General features: G+C 73.2%; 14 protein-coding genes. 7 read left to right on the plus strand and 7 right to left on the minus strand.

Annotation, left to right across the window (positions count from 1 at the left end):
- Window positions 1-1,932 (plus strand): hypothetical protein (locus tag ACPC54_RS41240; RefSeq protein ID WP_498972780.1); only part of this gene is annotated, 1,932 nt, incomplete at its 5' end.
- Window positions 1,933-1,935: 3 nt separating this feature from the next.
- On the plus strand, window positions 1,936-2,142 hold the full coding sequence (locus ACPC54_RS41245) for a hypothetical protein (protein ID WP_498972782.1): 207 nt from the start codon (window positions 1,936-1,938) through the stop codon (window positions 2,140-2,142).
- A gap of 257 nt (window positions 2,143-2,399) precedes the next feature.
- Here the strand turns inward: ACPC54_RS41245 and mobF are convergent, their stop codons facing one another.
- Window positions 2,400-6,584 carry a MobF family relaxase gene (gene mobF, locus ACPC54_RS41250; RefSeq protein ID WP_498972783.1) on the minus strand — a complete coding sequence of 1,395 codons (4,185 nt, stop codon included), beginning with the start codon at window positions 6,582-6,584 and terminating at the stop codon, window positions 2,400-2,402.
- A 298-nt stretch (window positions 6,585-6,882) separates the two neighbouring features.
- On the opposite strand from mobF, the gene ACPC54_RS41255 reads away from it, so the two are divergent.
- Entirely contained in the window at window positions 6,883-7,293 is a 411-nt protein-coding gene (locus ACPC54_RS41255; protein ID WP_498972785.1) for a hypothetical protein, read from the plus strand.
- 35 nt (window positions 7,294-7,328) lie between these two features.
- Complete coding sequence (locus tag ACPC54_RS41260; protein WP_498972788.1) at window positions 7,329-7,616, plus strand: hypothetical protein; 288 nt, start codon at window positions 7,329-7,331, stop codon at window positions 7,614-7,616.
- 530 nt (window positions 7,617-8,146) lie between these two features.
- Here the strand turns inward: ACPC54_RS41260 and ACPC54_RS41265 are convergent.
- From ACPC54_RS41265 to ACPC54_RS41290, 6 genes are all read right to left on the minus strand, one after another.
- The gene (locus ACPC54_RS41265; protein WP_498972790.1) at window positions 8,147-8,308 is read right to left on the minus strand and encodes a hypothetical protein; all 162 of its coding nucleotides are present in this window, start codon (window positions 8,306-8,308) and stop codon (window positions 8,147-8,149) included.
- A gap of 26 nt (window positions 8,309-8,334) precedes the next feature.
- Complete coding sequence (locus ACPC54_RS41270) at window positions 8,335-9,339, minus strand: hypothetical protein (RefSeq protein ID WP_498972792.1); 1,005 nt, start codon at window positions 9,337-9,339, stop codon at window positions 8,335-8,337.
- 3 nt (window positions 9,340-9,342) lie between these two features.
- Window positions 9,343-9,753 carry a hypothetical protein gene (locus ACPC54_RS41275; protein WP_387718287.1) on the minus strand — a complete coding sequence of 137 codons (411 nt, stop codon included), beginning with the start codon at window positions 9,751-9,753 and terminating at the stop codon, window positions 9,343-9,345.
- A gap of 12 nt (window positions 9,754-9,765) precedes the next feature.
- Window positions 9,766-10,776 (minus strand): hypothetical protein, encoded by a 1,011-nt coding sequence (locus tag ACPC54_RS41280; protein ID WP_498972794.1) that lies wholly within the window; start codon window positions 10,774-10,776, stop codon window positions 9,766-9,768.
- Between the two features lie 163 nt (window positions 10,777-10,939).
- Window positions 10,940-11,128 (minus strand): hypothetical protein, encoded by a 189-nt coding sequence (locus ACPC54_RS41285; RefSeq protein WP_498972795.1) that lies wholly within the window; start codon window positions 11,126-11,128, stop codon window positions 10,940-10,942.
- Entirely contained in the window at window positions 11,125-11,370 is a 246-nt protein-coding gene (locus ACPC54_RS41290) for a hypothetical protein (RefSeq protein WP_498972797.1), read from the minus strand. The genes ACPC54_RS41285 and ACPC54_RS41290 overlap by 4 nt, the downstream gene beginning before the upstream one ends.
- A 324-nt stretch (window positions 11,371-11,694) precedes the next feature.
- On the opposite strand from ACPC54_RS41290, the gene ACPC54_RS41295 reads away from it, so the two are divergent.
- From ACPC54_RS41295 to ACPC54_RS41305, 3 genes are all read left to right on the plus strand, one after another.
- Entirely contained in the window at window positions 11,695-12,432 is a 738-nt protein-coding gene (locus tag ACPC54_RS41295) for a GntR family transcriptional regulator (RefSeq protein ID WP_498972799.1), read from the plus strand.
- A gap of 66 nt (window positions 12,433-12,498) precedes the next feature.
- A complete protein-coding gene (locus ACPC54_RS41300; RefSeq protein ID WP_498972801.1) occupies window positions 12,499-13,497 on the plus strand; it encodes a hypothetical protein in 999 nt (332 codons plus the stop codon).
- Between the two features lie 55 nt (window positions 13,498-13,552).
- Window positions 13,553-13,909, plus strand: coding sequence for a hypothetical protein (locus tag ACPC54_RS41305; RefSeq protein ID WP_498972803.1), 357 nt, complete (start codon window positions 13,553-13,555; stop codon window positions 13,907-13,909).
- The last annotated feature ends 846 nt before the right edge of the window (window positions 13,910-14,755 follow it).

Consider the following 14,755-nt stretch of genomic DNA (forward strand, 5'->3'; position numbering starts at 1 on the left):
CAGACCCCAGCCCACGACCACGGGCTCGACCGGGACAAGCAGCACCACCACGAACCCGGCAGTGAGGCCGGGCCGTACGGCACGCGCCCGGCCGACCTGGAGAACACCGCCGCGGCCCGCGCCGCCCGCGTCGACCCAGACCTCGCCCGCCAGGAGAAGGCCCGCCGCAGCGCCGCCCGCCGGTACGCCGGCCGCCGCGCGCTGTGGGAGATCACCGGTGACCGGGCGTGCCGCGCCTGTGGCCGGGCCGTCATGGACCCCGACACCGGAGCCATCCAGGCCCAGACCGCCGAGGGCTACTCGGTCCTGCTCGGCGTGCTCAAGTGCGGCCGGATCTGGCTCTGCCCGATCTGCTCCGCCAAGATCCGCAACCGCCGCACCCAGGAGATCAGCGGCGCCGTCGTCAAGTGGATCAAGGCCGGGGGCAGCGCCTACGCGGTCACCTTCACCCCCCGGCACACCCGCGCCAGCGCCCTCGCGGACCTGATGGACGCCATCCAGGGCACCCGCTCGGCGCCGCTCGCCGAACGGGAAGCGGCCAAGTCCGCGATCCTCGCCGCGAAGCTCAACGTCGCCGAGACGTGGGCCCGGCGCCGGGAGGCGGTCGACGCGGCCCGCCGCGCGGCCCCCAAGGGCCAGAAGAAGAAGGCGATGGAGGCCGCCCGGGAAGTCGGCGACGGATGGATGCAGGAGGCCCGCCAAGGGGTCACAGACGCCCGTGAAGCGGCCCGGGGCAAGGTCCGCACGGCCGGGGCCTACCAGCGGCTCATCAGCGGCGGCACGTGGGCCGGACGGCCGGAGGACGGCGACCCGGACGGCATCCGCGGCCGGATCGGCTACATCGGCATGATCCGCGCCACCGAGGTGACGGTCGGTCTGGCCAACGGCTTCCACCCGCACATCCACGCGATCGTGCTGGTCGGCGGCCGGACCGAGGGCAGCGGCTGGGACCGGCGCATCGTCGGCACCTTCGAGCCCGAGGACGAGCACCTGGCCGAGTGGAAGGAGGAGTGGCGCAAGGTCTGGACCGGCAGCCTCAAGGCCATCGACCCGACCTTCGAACCGTCCCTGACCTGCGAGATCCCCGACTGCAAGTGCAACGGGGAAGGCCACGGCGTCCACTTCGAGCGCCTCAAGACCGTGCAGGACGCCGAGCGCTTCGGCGAGTACCTCGCCAAGACCCAGGACGGGAAGGACCCGGCCGCGGAACTCGCCGGCGCCCACAACAAGACCGCCTGGAAGGGCAACATGGCGCCCTTCCAGCTCCTCACCCGAATCGGTGAACTTCTCAAGGGCAAGAACCCCAGCAAGGTCGACGGGCACGGCTCCCTGGAGCAGTGCCTGGCCTGGTGGGCCGAGTACGAGGAGGCCACCTCCGGCCGCCGTGCCATCGAGTGGACCCGCTACCTGCGCTCCCTGCTCGGAATCCAGGGCGGCGACGACGACGAGGACAACATGGACCTCCTCTTCGAGGGCGAGGCCGTCTCCGAGTTCCGCGCGGGCGTCCAGATCAAGACCGGCGCCTGGCACAAGGTCGCCAACAACGGCTACGACCACGCCGTCAGCCAGGCCACCGAGGGCAACGGCATCAAGCTCGACAACGTCGTCGGCGTCGTTCAGGCCGCCGGCGGAGAGCGCGAAGACGTCCGGCTGCTCACCTCCGGAGAGCTCCAGAAGCTCTACGACGACGTGATCGGCGGTCTCCAGAAACGCCGGGCCGAAGCCGACGCCCGGCGCAAGCTCGAACAGGGCGGGCACAAGCCGCAGCGCCTGGCGCCGCTCGCCGACGACCAGGCGCCCGCCGACGCCGTCCCGGCCGCGCTCGCCGAAGCCCTCGCCAAGCCCGAGCCGGACAACTTCCTCGGACACCTCGCCCGGGTCGCCCGCCAGCGCCGCGCCGCCGAGACTCCGCACGCCCACCAAGGAGCCTGACCGATGACCAACGCCCGCCGCCCGCTCGGCCCCGGCTTCGACCGCGACCGCCAGGACGTCGCCGACGTCGCCCCGCACCGCGCTGGCCGGACCGCCGCCGAGCTCGCCGCCGAGACCGCGCCACCGCTCGTCCCGGTGCCGGTGCCGTCGACGGGTCGGCGCCCGTTGGCGCTCCGGCCTGCACCAACGCCCCCGCCAACGACCGGCTGACCGGTCGGGGAGGGGAGGACCGCTCACCGTTTCATCGCTGACGAAACGGTGAGCGGTTCCGTTTCGGGTTCCGTTCGGGGTGCCGTTTGGAGTCGCGTTTCGGGTGCCGTTTCAAGTCCCGTTTCGGGTTCTGCAGACTGGTCGGCGCTGGCGGGGTGGACAAGGGGTCTGACCTGCTGGTCAAGGGGTGCGGACAAGGGGGCCGGCGGGCGCCGACTTCTTCCGTACGGACCCCTTCTCGGCGGGCCGGCGGAAGTTCAGCGGCCGATGCTCGGCCCGGAGCGGCCCTGCGTGGGCGGCTCGTACCGGTACGTGTACTGGTCGTACTGGCGTTGCCGTTCGGCGGCGCGGGCCTGCTCGGCGGCCCGCCGCTGCTGGGCCTGGACGGCCGCGGTGGCCCGCTCGGTCTCCTCGGTCACCCGGCGCCCGGCGGGCAGCTGCTCGCGAACGGCGGCTTCCTCGCGAAGGCCGGCTGCGCGGCCGTCGAGCTGCTCGGCGGTCCGCCGCTGGGCGCCGGCCTCGGTGATGAGGCGCTGGTGCTCGTTGCGGTCGTACAGGTCGAGGCGCTCGGCCATCTCCGGCAGGGCGGCCCGTCGCCGGTCGATGCGCTGCTCGACCGTCCCGTAGACGCCGCCGTCCGCACGGTCGACTTCGGCCCGCGCGGCCCGCCGCAGCTCGTCGGCCCGCGTGCGGAGCTGGGCGCCCTGCTCGCGCAGCTGCCCGATCTGCCCGGTGCGCTCGTCGACGCGCTGTCGCAGGGCGTCGGCGGCCTCCAGCATCCCGCCGCGCTGGAAGAACACGGCGGACCGCTTGAGGGCGGCCCGCTCGCGGATGCGCGCCTCGATGCGGCTGTCCTCGTAGTTCGCCGAGTACATCTCCCTGACCCGGGTGTCGATGTCGGCGGCGCCCTGGTCGAGCTGGCCGGCCTGCCCGAGCAGCTGCTCGGCCGCGTCCAGGTGCGCGCTGACCTTGGCGATCCGCTGGCGCCCGGGGGCCTGGTCGGTGCCGAGAACGGCGGCGAGCCGCTCGGCCTGGCGGTCGAGCCCGTACGCGGTCGCGCGGGCCTGCGAGGCGTCGGCCTCGGCCTTCTCGGCGCGCGTCAGCAGCGCGCTCGTGGGCACCTTGCCGTGCGGGCGCTCACGCCAGTTGGGGATCTGCTGCGCCTGGCGGACGGCTTCGAGCTGGGCGTTCACCTCGGCCAGTGCCCGGCGGATCTCCTCCTCGGTGGGCGCCTGGGCGACCGGCTCGGCTGGTTCCGGCAGCACGGGGCCGGTGCGGAAGTCAGCCGGCTGTTCCACCGCGGGCGATTCCTGACGCTGCGCCGGGACCTCGGCGACGTCGGCGACCGGCTGTACCTGCTGCTCGTCGACGACCTGGTGCTCGTCGACGTCGGCCCGGACCGCCCGCTCGGCGACGTCGGCGGGCCCGGCCTGGTCGGCGGTGAGCTCGTCGACGACCATCACGTCGTCCTGGTCGTGCTCCAGCTGGCGCCCGTACGCCGCGACGGCGCGGTCCAGGCGCTCAGCGTCGGTCCGCGGCTCGCCGAGCGTGAGCCGGGTGACGTCGTCCTCGACCTCGACCAAGGGCAGGAACAGGTGCGTCTCCTGCCGGGCCCGGCTCAGCGCCGGGTACAGGCTGTGGGCGTCGGCGCCCCGGCCCGAGGCGATCGTCACCTCGGAGGTGAGGCCCTGGGCGGAGCCGATCGTCATCGCGTAGCCGTGGGTCAGCCGGCCCTCGGCGACGTCGCGCGGGCTCATCCACGCCTGGTCGGTGCGGTGTCCGCCGGCGCCGTCCGGACGGCGCCACTCGACCAGCACGCCGCGCCGCGTGTCCACCTGCAGCGCGACTCCGCGGAAGCCGTTCAGCACGTCGACCTGGTCGGCGTCGCGGCGGGAGCGGTAGTCGTTGCGGCGCACGTGGACCAGGTCGCCCGGCGCGAACTCGGTGCGCCCGCCGTCCGGGGTGCGGAACGTGTGGCCGCGCTCGAGTTCGCCGGCAGCGACCAGCAGCGACCGGGCGCCGGCGTTGAGCTCGGCGACGTCGGCCCGGCGGGCGGCCAGCAGCAGCAGCTGCTCGACCTGGCCGTGCGGGTCACCGGCCCACCTGGTGCGGGCGGTGTTCCACGCGGCCAGCATGGAGGTGTGGGCCTGTTCGGCGGTCTCGGTGGCCTGGATGCGCCCGCGCTCGGCGAGCATCGCCAGCGCGCTGGTACGCCCTCCGGCCCGCCACGTCTCCAGCGCGGCCCGTTCCACCGGGTCGGTCTGGCGCCGGTTCTCGTCGAGGACCAGGCCGTCGACGATCTGGTGGACCCGGTTGAACCCGCCGCCGACCCCGACCGCCCTCAATTGCTGGGGGTCGCCGATCGCGACCACCTTCGTGCCGGTCTCGGCGGCGTGCCGCAGCAGCGCGGCGAACGCTCGGTCGTCGACCATGCCGGCCTCGTCGATGACCAGCACGCCGACCCCGTCGAGGCCGCGGCCGCCGGTGATGTCGCGCGTCCACGCGGCGATCGTCCGGCTGTCGATCCCGGCCTCGGCCGTCAGGTTGGCGGCCGCGACCGCGGCCGTCGAGGCGCCGACCACGGTGAGGCCGGCGGCCTCCCAGCCGGTGCGCGCGGCGGCCATGAGCGTCGTCTTGCCCGCCCCGGCGACGCCGATCACGGCGTCGACGCCATGCCCGGCGGTCAGCAGGCGGGTGATGACCTCGCGCTGCTGCTCGCTGAACCGGAACGACCGGTCGGCGGTCGACTTCGACAACTCGGCGGTGGCGATGGTGAGCTCGGCGGCCTCCTGGGTGAGCTGCGCGAGACCCCGGCCGTAGCCGGTCGCGGCGGACCGGATGACGGTTGCCTCGGCGTCGACCACGCTGGTGTGGGTGTAGCGCTGGCGGTGCACCTGGTGGTGCCGGTTGGAGTCGGTCAGCCGCACCGCGTGCCCGTCGACGGCGAGGACCTCCTCGACGAGGGCTTCGAGCTGCTCGACGGAGTCCAGGCAGGGCAGCGCCGCCGTCACGGCGGCCATGACGTGCGTGTGCTGCACGGCCTTCGTCGACGCCACCAGGCCGTGCTCGGCGTCCCAAATTTGGGAGGCGATCTGCTCCGGCGTCGGCAGCACCGGGCCGCCCGTACCCCCGCGGGCGGGGGCGCCGCCGTCCGGGCCGGGCAGCGCGCCGCGCACCATCGCGTCGACCGCGCGGCCGGCCTCGATGAGGGCGGCCTGCTGCTCCTCGTCGGTCAGACCGGACAGGTCGCCGGCCTTCACCGCGGCGGCCTGCGCGCGCCAGCCGGCGCGCTCGCCGGCCTGCTCGGCCTGGTCGAGTTTCGCCTCGGCGGTGCGCCGCGCGGCCGCCTTCTGCTGGTCGCGGGTGGCGCCCTCGCCGACGTCGTCGACGATCTGGCCGTGACGTCGGGAGAACGCGGTCCGAAGCTCTCCGTCCACGCCGGTGAGCTCCCACGCGCCGGTGTCGGGGGAGCGCTCGAACCGGGCGCCGTACTGCTCGGTGAGCCTCGCGCGTAGGCGCGCCTCGGCGATCTCGTTGACCACGCGCGCGTGCCGCAGCAGGTCCTCGGCGCCGGCCGCGATGGTGCGCCACTTCCCGTCCGCGCACTTGGCCATGTGCGCGATGTTCACGTGGACGTGCAGATGCGGATCGCCGATCTCGCCGCCGACCGGCCGCGCGCTGCGGTGCAGGGTCGTCCACCCCAGGAACCCGGACGTGGCGACCCGGTCGGCGCGCTGGCCGCTCCCGTGGTGGCCGGCCATCCCGTACGCCGTCCACTCCTCCAGCGCGGCCACCGCCTCGCCCACCGAGGCGAGCCAGTCGTCCTCGATCGAGGCCGCCAGCTCGTCATCGGCGAGCGCCCACGCGACCGACACGGACTTCGGGAGGTCGAGGACCAGGTCGACGCCGCGCAGGCCGACGTCGACGTGCCGACCCGCCCACGGGCGGGCCTCGGCGACGACGTCCGCGCCGTACAGCTCGTCAACGGAAAGGCCGGCTGCGTCGGCGATCCGCTCGGCGTCGGCGAGCGGCAGAACGTGCCGCTCGCCCTCGCGGCGAAGGCCTCGCTCGGCGCGCGCGAACCGCTCGCCGAGCGGCCCGCCGAGGTACTCCGCGGCGCTGATTCCCTCGGCCTCGGCGAGCGCGGTGACGGCGTCCACCAGGGCGCGCGCGGGCACCTTCCCGCGCGGGTCGAGGACCTGCTTGCGCTTCACCAGCTGCTCGCTGGTGCGCGGGTCACGGCCGTCCATCAACGCGCGCGCGGCGTCCGCGTCGACCGGTCCGCCGGCGGTCAGCCCGACCTCGCTGAGGCCGCTGCCGATCCACCGCAAGTCCCGCTCGGAGGCGAGCCGGTACTCGACCTGGCGGTCCTGCTCGACGTCGCATCCGCAGTCGCGGGACAGCCGGTAGTCCACCTGCTGAGGGGCCCGGATCGGCGTCACCCACCCCATATGCCGGACCCACCCCCTTTACCCGCCTTTGTCCGCCCGGCGGACCTTGATCACGTATCGACGATACCTGGAGTGCTGTAGGTGGCTTGGTGGTTGGTCTGTGATGGGTGCTGTGTGTGGTGGGTTTGGGTTGGTTTGGTCTGTATGTCGGTTGCTGTGGTGGTGGGTTGGCTTGGTGGGGTGGGGTGGTGTTGCTGGTTGGTGTGGGTCGGTTGGTTGAGGTGGCTGCGGATGGTCTGCGGCGGGTGGTAGAGGTCGGGTCGAAGGGTTCGGGAGAGAGGGGGTAGCGATGTACGTCTACGGGTGCGGGGTGTGCCGGACGGTCAGCCACCACGCCAGCGCGGATGAGGTGTTCGAGGAGCGCGACGGCCACCGCCTCAAGGTCCACCACGGCCGGGTGCCGATGGGTGAGTGGATCAGGGACGACACGCCGCCGCCGGCGCCGCCGAGCGCGGCGTCCGTGGCGCGCTGGATGCTGGGCACGTGGCCGGGCCGGGCCGCCGCGCTCCTCCTGGTCGTCGTCGTGGTGCGCGTCGGGTTCTTCCTCGGCGGCCTGCCGCCGCTGTTCGCCCCGGCGCCGCCGGCGTCTTCGCCGTCGTCCGTGCTGCCGCTGTTCGCCCCGGTGCCGAGCGCGTCGTCGTCGGCGCCCGCGGGGACCCTCCCCGTTGTCGGAGGAGCCGGGACGGGGACCGCCCCGTAACCGTTTCGTCAGTGACGAAACGCTAGGGTCGGGGCATGGAGAAGACGGAGCTTGGCGATCGGGACCGGTTCTCGCCGTGCGAGTGGTGCCACGAGTCGTTCCGGCCACCGAAGCCGACCGGGCGCCGGCCGAAGTACTGCAAGCCTGCGTGCCGTCAGGCCGCGTACGAGGCGCGTCGGGACAAGTGGGTGGGTGACGAGGCGGTTGCTGCGCACGCCCAGGGTCGACCGCGTCGACGGATCTCGGGCAGCGTGGCGCCGTCGTCGCCGGCGGTCCAGGCCGGGCCGGAGCTGACCGGCGCGGAGTCGCCGCCGCTGTTCTGACCGGCTCGCGCGTGCACGCGTGTACGGGCACGGGTGCACGCGTTGGTGGCCGTCACGATGACCGGCCACAGCGGCCTTTGGCGTTCGGCACGGAGGCCGGCCATCGTCCTGAACCTCACGGGTCGGGGCCTGCGGGTCTCCCCCGGTGGACGGCTCGCGGTGGTGGCCACCCCCGGGTGGGGTCGAGCGACTCGGCCGCCCCCTGGGGCGGTCGACCCGGGCGGGAAGTTTCAGCGGGCCCGGAGCTTGCGGAGGGGCCGGTGAAAGTTCTTGGCCGGGCTTGGTCGGGAGCGCCCCGCCCGGGGGTGGCAGGGTTCGGAGGCGTCCGCCGGGGGAGACCCGCGGTGCTCTGGCCCGTCCCACCCACCCGCCGTCACGTCCAAGATCACCGAGGCCCCCTCCCTCGGGCGGATGGCCCGCCGGAGGCATGCCTTGAGCCGCACCGGTGCACCCTCGGTCGGCAGGCGCCGCGCATGACCGAGCCCCCGCCAGCGGGTGCTGACGGGGGCTTCGGTTGGTCGGGATGTGGGTCAGGTCTGGGGGAGTCCGCGGCGCTTCTCCCACTCGCGCCAGCAGCTGCGGACGATCTCCTGGGTGACGGGGTCGGGGTCGTCCTGGTGGTGCTCGATGGCGGCGCACAGCTCGGCGTCGGTGAACTCGGGAACGGGCTTGTCGGGCCAGTTGCTGATCATGGCGGGCTGCCTTCCGGTGGAGTGGATCATGCGGCGTCGGAGGTGTGGACGACGATCGTCCGGGCCGGATCGGTGGGGTGGGGCTGGAGGACGAACCCCTCTCGGCCGGTGGGCGCCGAGGCGTTGTTGGCGTTGGCGTTGGCACTCTGACCTGCACCAACGTTGGCAACAACACCGGCGAGAGGGGCGGGGTCACGGGGGGAGGGGAGCGGCGGCACGTCCTGGTGGTGGACGCCGGGGCCGTTGCCGTCCGGCGTGCGGACCCCCTCGCGGAAGGGGATGCCGGCCTCGGCGAGGAGGGCCTTGACGGCCTTGGTGGAGGGCTCCCAGCCGGGGTGGGAGGCGCCCAGATCGGTGGCCAGCCGGGTGAGCAGAACGGAGCGCTTGGAGGCGGTGAGGGAGGCGGTCAGGAGGTGGGTCTCGGTGGGGGTCGGAGCGGTGGTCTCGGGCTCCTCCTGGTCGTCCTCGTCGGCGCCGTCCGCCGGGGCGTCGACGACGTCTTCGGCGGGGGCCTTGGCGGCCGTCTCCGGGCCGGTGGTGTTGCCGAGGATCAGGGCGGTGATCACCCACAGGGTCAGGCCGCTGGTGATGGCGACTCCGGCGTAGTGCCGGACGACGGGAACGCCGGCGAGCAGAACGGCGGAGACGACCGCGCATCCGGCGGCGACGAGGGCGGGGTGGGTCGGCCGCTCGCCGAGGTCCTCCAGGGCCTTGGCGCGCTGCTCGGGGTCCTTGATCTGCCGGGCCTTGGCGCGCCGCTCCTTCCAGGCCGTCAGCGTGTCGGCGTGCTCGGCCTTGGCGTCGGCGTGGCGGCTGCGGATCGGGGCGAGCATCCGGCGGTTGCCCTGGCGGAGCGCGGCGAGCGAGAGGCCGCCGAGGTAGGGGTGGACGGGCCGCTCCCCCTTGAGCGCTTCGAGGGCTGCGGCGCGCTCCTTGGGGTCCTTGATCTGCCGGGCCTTGGCGCGGCACTCGTTCCACGCGGCGAGCGCTTCGGAGTGCAGGGTGAGGGCGTCGGAGAGGGGGTTGGTCATCTCTCAGGCTCCGATCAGGCCGTGGAAGAACGAGCCGACGACGGTGAACGGCAGGGCGAGGATCGAGCCGGAGGCGACCGCCGCGGCGGGGAGGGTGCCGCCGACGATCACGTCCTTCCACACGCGCGGCTTGGTGCCGAACAGGACGATCACGAGGATCAGGGCGGTGGCTCCGGCGCCCGCGTTGAACTGGTGGTTCATGGCTGCGGTGAGGGAGTCGCCGACGACCTTCGGTGCCTCGAAGGTCTGGCCGGCGCCCTGGGCGAACAGGCCGAACAGGAGCATCCACCAGGCGGTGTGGTGGTCCTTGTGCTGTTCGGCGAGGGTGCCCTTGCCCCGGTGGCCGACGAGCAGCCACACCATGATCACGAGGCACACGCCGGTGGCGGTGATGGGTCCGAGCAGGGAGGTCATGGTGACTCCAGGTCAGTAGATGTGAAGAGCGGAGAGGAGGGGGGCGGCGCCGGTGGCGACGGCGATGCCGGAGGCGACCGGGATGCGGGCGAGGACCAGCAGGGCGAGGGGTCCGGGCCCGCGGACCTCGGAGACGCGCAGGCGGCCGCGGTCGCGCAGGTGGAGGTCGAGGGCCCAGCCGAAGAGCGCGAGCAGCACGCCGACGTAGGGCCCGCCGGGGGTGGTGATCTGGACGAGGCCGGTCGCGTAGCCGCCGACCGCCGAGATCGCGGTGAGCACGCACCAGCGCCGGAACCGGAGCACCCGGTCGGAGGGGCCGGCGGTGCGGGCGGCACGGCGGCGCTTGCGCCGGGCCTTGGCCGCGGCCTCGCGCTTGTCGGCGAGCTGCTGCCGGCGGTGCCGCTTGGTGCGCTGTTCCGGGGTCTCCCCCGCCGCGGCCAGGACGCGGTCCTCCTCGGCGCGGCGCCGCCGCTTGTCGAGCTCGCGCTCGTTCTCCAGGCGGGCCGTCCGCTCCTCGGGGGTCTCGTTGATCCGGGACGCGAGCAGGTCGACCATGCCGACCAGGTCGTCGCGGCGGTAGTGCTTGGGGGTCAGGGCGTCCTCGACGCGGTGGCGCTCGGCCTGCTGCTCGGAGGTCTCCCCCGCGGCGGCGAACAGGGCGTCGCGCTCGGCGCGTTCAGCCTCGATCCGGGCCTCGTACTCGACCTGCTCGCGGGCGAAGCGCTGGGCCTCGGTCTCGGTCATGAGCTGGGTGACCTGCTGGCCGATCTGCGCGGCCATCGCCGGGACCTGCTCGGCCAGAATCCGGCCGACCGGCGCCCAGAACGCCGTCGCGGCCTCCTCCATCGACACGGGAGCGGCCGGGCCGCCGGCGCCGACCGGCACCGGGGTGTGCACGGCGGCGTCCGAGGCCGGAGCGGGGATGCGCGGGCCGTCCTTGCGCCACCACTCGACCACGGGCTCGGGGTCGGGGGTGGGCATGCCGGCGGTCGGCGGCTGGCTGGGGGGCGGGGGGATCGTCACCGGTGCCGCCCTTCCAGGTAGGCGAGGGCGAGCAGGCAGAGGCCGCCGACGACGATCGCCGCGTTCCCCAGGAGCAGGACCAGGAAGATCAGTTCGGTGATCACGTGTGTCTCCTCTCGGGAGAGAAGGGGGCCCGGCCGGAACCGGGCCCCCGGACGAGGGGTCAGGAGGAGCGGCGACCGAGCCAGCCGCGGCTGGTCGTGGTGCGGGGGGCGTAGACCGTGCGGCCGTTGGCCCTGGCCTCGTCGTAGTCGGAGCCGGTCCACGGGCGTCCGTTGGAGTCCGTGTGGTCCGGGGTGTCGGTGCGCGTGCTCGGCTTCGACTCGGAGCTGCTGCGGCGGAGGAAGCTCATCGGTCGCACCGCCGCCCGATCCGGCCGGTGAGCACGAAGGGCTCGGAGTCGAACACGCACATCGCGTGGAACTGGGCCGGGATCTCGCCGTCGCTGCTGGCGTCGGTGACCGCGATCCGGGAGCACCAGGGCTCGCGGATCAGGCCGGTCACGACGTCGAGCGGCACGGGGTCCGCGGTGCGGTAGGCGACGCCGTCGCGGTGGACGGTGCCGACCAGCGGCAGGGAGGCGATCGGCTTCACCGCGCACCGCCCTTGCCGGACAGGTTGTCCAGGTGGCGGCCGGCGGCGTCGCCGGCCTTCGTGCGGTCCTCGGGGGTGATCGGGGGGACCGGGGTAGCGTGGGCCATGACTGGCACCTCTTCTCGGAGGGATTTCCGCTGGTCACAGCCCCGCCCGGGATCTGTGGAAGGTGAGCGGGCGGGGCGTTTGTGACGGGTACTTGCGCTACATAGGTACTGAGGTACTACGCTGTGGTACCGAGGTACTACAGCACTTTGTAGCAGTAGACCTCCGGGTCAGGCAAGGGCCTTGACCCGCCGTCACAAACGCAAGGAAGTGTTCGAATTGGCGCCCGAATCAGTGGGCTACAAGGTGATCGCGGACCACTACCGCCGGCTGATCGCCGACCGGCAGATCGTGGACGGGCAGAAGCTGCCCTCCGTCCGGCAGATCGCTGAGAAGTGGCAGGTCGCGACCAAGACCGCCCAACGAGCCTTGAAGACCCTCCAGATGGAGGGCTACGCCTCTCCGGTGCAGGGCTTGGGCTACCAGGCCAGCTTCCGGCCGCATGACTTCGCCACGCTGAGGGTCCAGGTCAACGGCACCCGCCAGCGCGGGGAGACGTACGCCGACACGGACGAAGCGCTCATCCTGTCCGCCGAGTTGACGCGGACCGGCGGGCACGAGGCGGACATCCTCGGCGTCGAGCCCGGCACCCCGGCGATCCTGCGCCGGGGCCTGGTGCGACGCGGTGACCGGGTCATCCGCATGAGCCACTCGTGGTTCCCGGCCGAACTCGCCGACCTGGTGCCCGAGTTGCTCACGACCGAGTCCACCCCGCCCGGGAACGTCGCCCGCATCGAGGCCGCGACGGGCCGCCGAGCGGAGATCACGGCGGATCGCTTCACCGTGGACCTGACCAGCCTCGAACAGTCGAAGCTGTTCGGCGTGCCGCCGCGCGAGCCGCTCCTGGAGCGGACCACGGTTAGGCACGACGGCCTCGGCGTCATCGAGTACGGCACCACCTGGTGGCCGCGCCACGTCGTGCTGGCCGTCGAGTACACCGCCGACAACCAGGACTGAGCCCAGAAACAGGAGCGGGCCGCCCGGCTGTACCCCGGAGCGGCCCCGTGATCCACGGAGGTACCCGTGTCCCACACCACGAAGTATGACCGACCGAGCACCATCGGCTGGCCGACCGGCCTCCTGTTCGCCGCCCTGTTCCTGATCTGCGCCGCTGTCGGCGTGGCCGGGGCGTACGGCACCTACAGCAACGCCAAGGCGGTGTTCCACGACTCCGGCCGCGCCCTGTCGCTCGTCGCCGGCGGCGAGCTCACGATGGTGGTGCTCGGGCTGGCGATGCTCGGCCTGACCATCCTCCAGCGCCCCTACCCGGCCGCGCTCCGCCTCGCCCTGGTCGTGGTGCCCGCCGCCGCGTCGGTGGCCGGGGTGGTCATCGCCCCCACAGCGTCCGACGCCGCCGCCTATGCCATCTCCCCCATGGCCATGACGGCCGCCGCCGAGCTGTCCGGCCTGCTGGCCCGATCGATCGTGGTCCACCGCAGCGGAGTCGACGCCGAGGCCCAGCGCCGCGCCGCCGACGCCACCCGGCGCCTGGCCTACCACCGCGCCCGCGCCGCCGGCCACCCCGACGAGAAGGTCCGCGCCCGCTCACAGCGCGCCGCGTGGCGGCTCGCCGCCAGGGTCGGCGAGGGCGACCTCCAGCTCGGCGAGGACCTCGCCGAAGTGCAGCGCGAGCGCCTCACCATCGCTGCGGACGACGCGCTGTCCGGGATGTTCACCCTCGTTGCCGTAGCACCCGCCGTAGCGCTCGAAGCGCAGGCCAGCACCCCTGCGGGGGTTCCGGCCGTAGCACCCGCGCCGCCCACCGCAGCACCCGCCGCTACGGGTGCCACGGGTGCCACGCTCGCCGACGTCTGCACGGTCGCTGGCCTCGCCGAGCCCGTCCCGGGGGAGCCCATCAGCGACGACCAGGTCGCCGCCGTCCTCCGCTGGCTCCGCTTCTCCACCAACCCGCCGATGTCCGGACGGTCCGCCATCGCCGCGTTCCGCGCCGCCGGCTACATCGCCACCGAGGCTCGGCTCTGGGAAGCGTGGCGCGCCATCAGCGGCACGACCAACCCCTGACCGAAATCACCGGAACCGGCGCAACCCGTCAGACCCACTCGGAAGGATGAGCACCATGACCGAGACCAGCCCCGCCAAGCTCGCCGACCAGGCCGCCGAGGCGATCCGCGCACTCAACCACGCCACCCTCGCCACGGGCCGGGACGACTGGGAGTTCCCCAGCAACGCCTACGACGTGATCGGCGGACTCGACCGGATGGCTGGCGGCCTGGACCAGGCGCTCGCACAGGTCTGGTCCCTGCTGGCCAAACTCGCCACCGACGGACACGTCACCAGCGACCGAGGCGACGTCAACCGCGACCTGGACGACGCCCGCAGCGCGCTCGACGCCGCCCGCGCCGCCGCAGACCAGCTCGTCACCGCGCTGAGCCGCGCCCACTCCGCGACCAGCCCGCTGGCCTACAAGGACTGACGAACGTCGAAGGCCGGCCCCGTCGAGTGGGGCCGGCCTCAGGTTGGTCTTTCAGATCACATGCGGCACTTTCGCGCCGTACGCCACGCCGAACGCCCGAATAGGGCATGATCGGTCGTCAATAGACCTGAAAACGCGAAAGACCGGGGTGTAGGAGCCCCGGCCTCTCTGGGTGATCAGGTCCTAAAAGTTCGCTTCCCGGCGTCTTCAGCAGAAACCTGACCACTTGAACCCGATGGTAACGGGTGGCACCGCCATCCGCGCAACACTCGACCAGACTTCGGCCACTGCGCCGCAGGTCGCTCCCGCTCCGGCGGTCGAGCGCCCGGCTGACGGTGGCCGTACGCATGCCCGCACGCCGGACCAGCCTCGCTTGTCCGATGATCAGACTTCCGCTCCCGCTCCCACCCGCCGGCCGAAGCGGCCGAAGTGCCCGATGTGCCGACGCGCCGTCAGGTCCGTACCGGGCAAGGTCGCCGCGACCTACTGCTCCGACGCCTGCCGGAAGCGGTCAAAGCGCATCCAATCCGGCGAACCGGTCACACCCGCACAGAACGGGGCGTCAGAGCCCGCCTCCGTGTCCGGGGTTGAGACCACCGTTTCCGCAGGTCAACGGCGGTTTTCGCGACCCAAAACGCGCACGGCCCTGCTAGGGAAAAGAACAGCAGAGTTTCCGGGCCGCTCAACGACCGGCGGAGGGCAGACGGGCGGACTCTCCGGGGGAGAGCGCGAGAGGGGGACCCCCCTCTCGCAGACCCCAGCCCACGACCACGGGCTCGACCGGGACAAGCAGCACCACCACGAACCCGGCAGTGAGGCCGGGCCGTACGGCACGCGCCCGGCCGA

The sequence above is a fragment of the Kitasatospora sp. NPDC094028 genome, assembly GCF_049543595.1.
Classification (GTDB): domain Bacteria; phylum Actinomycetota; class Actinomycetes; order Streptomycetales; family Streptomycetaceae; genus Kitasatospora.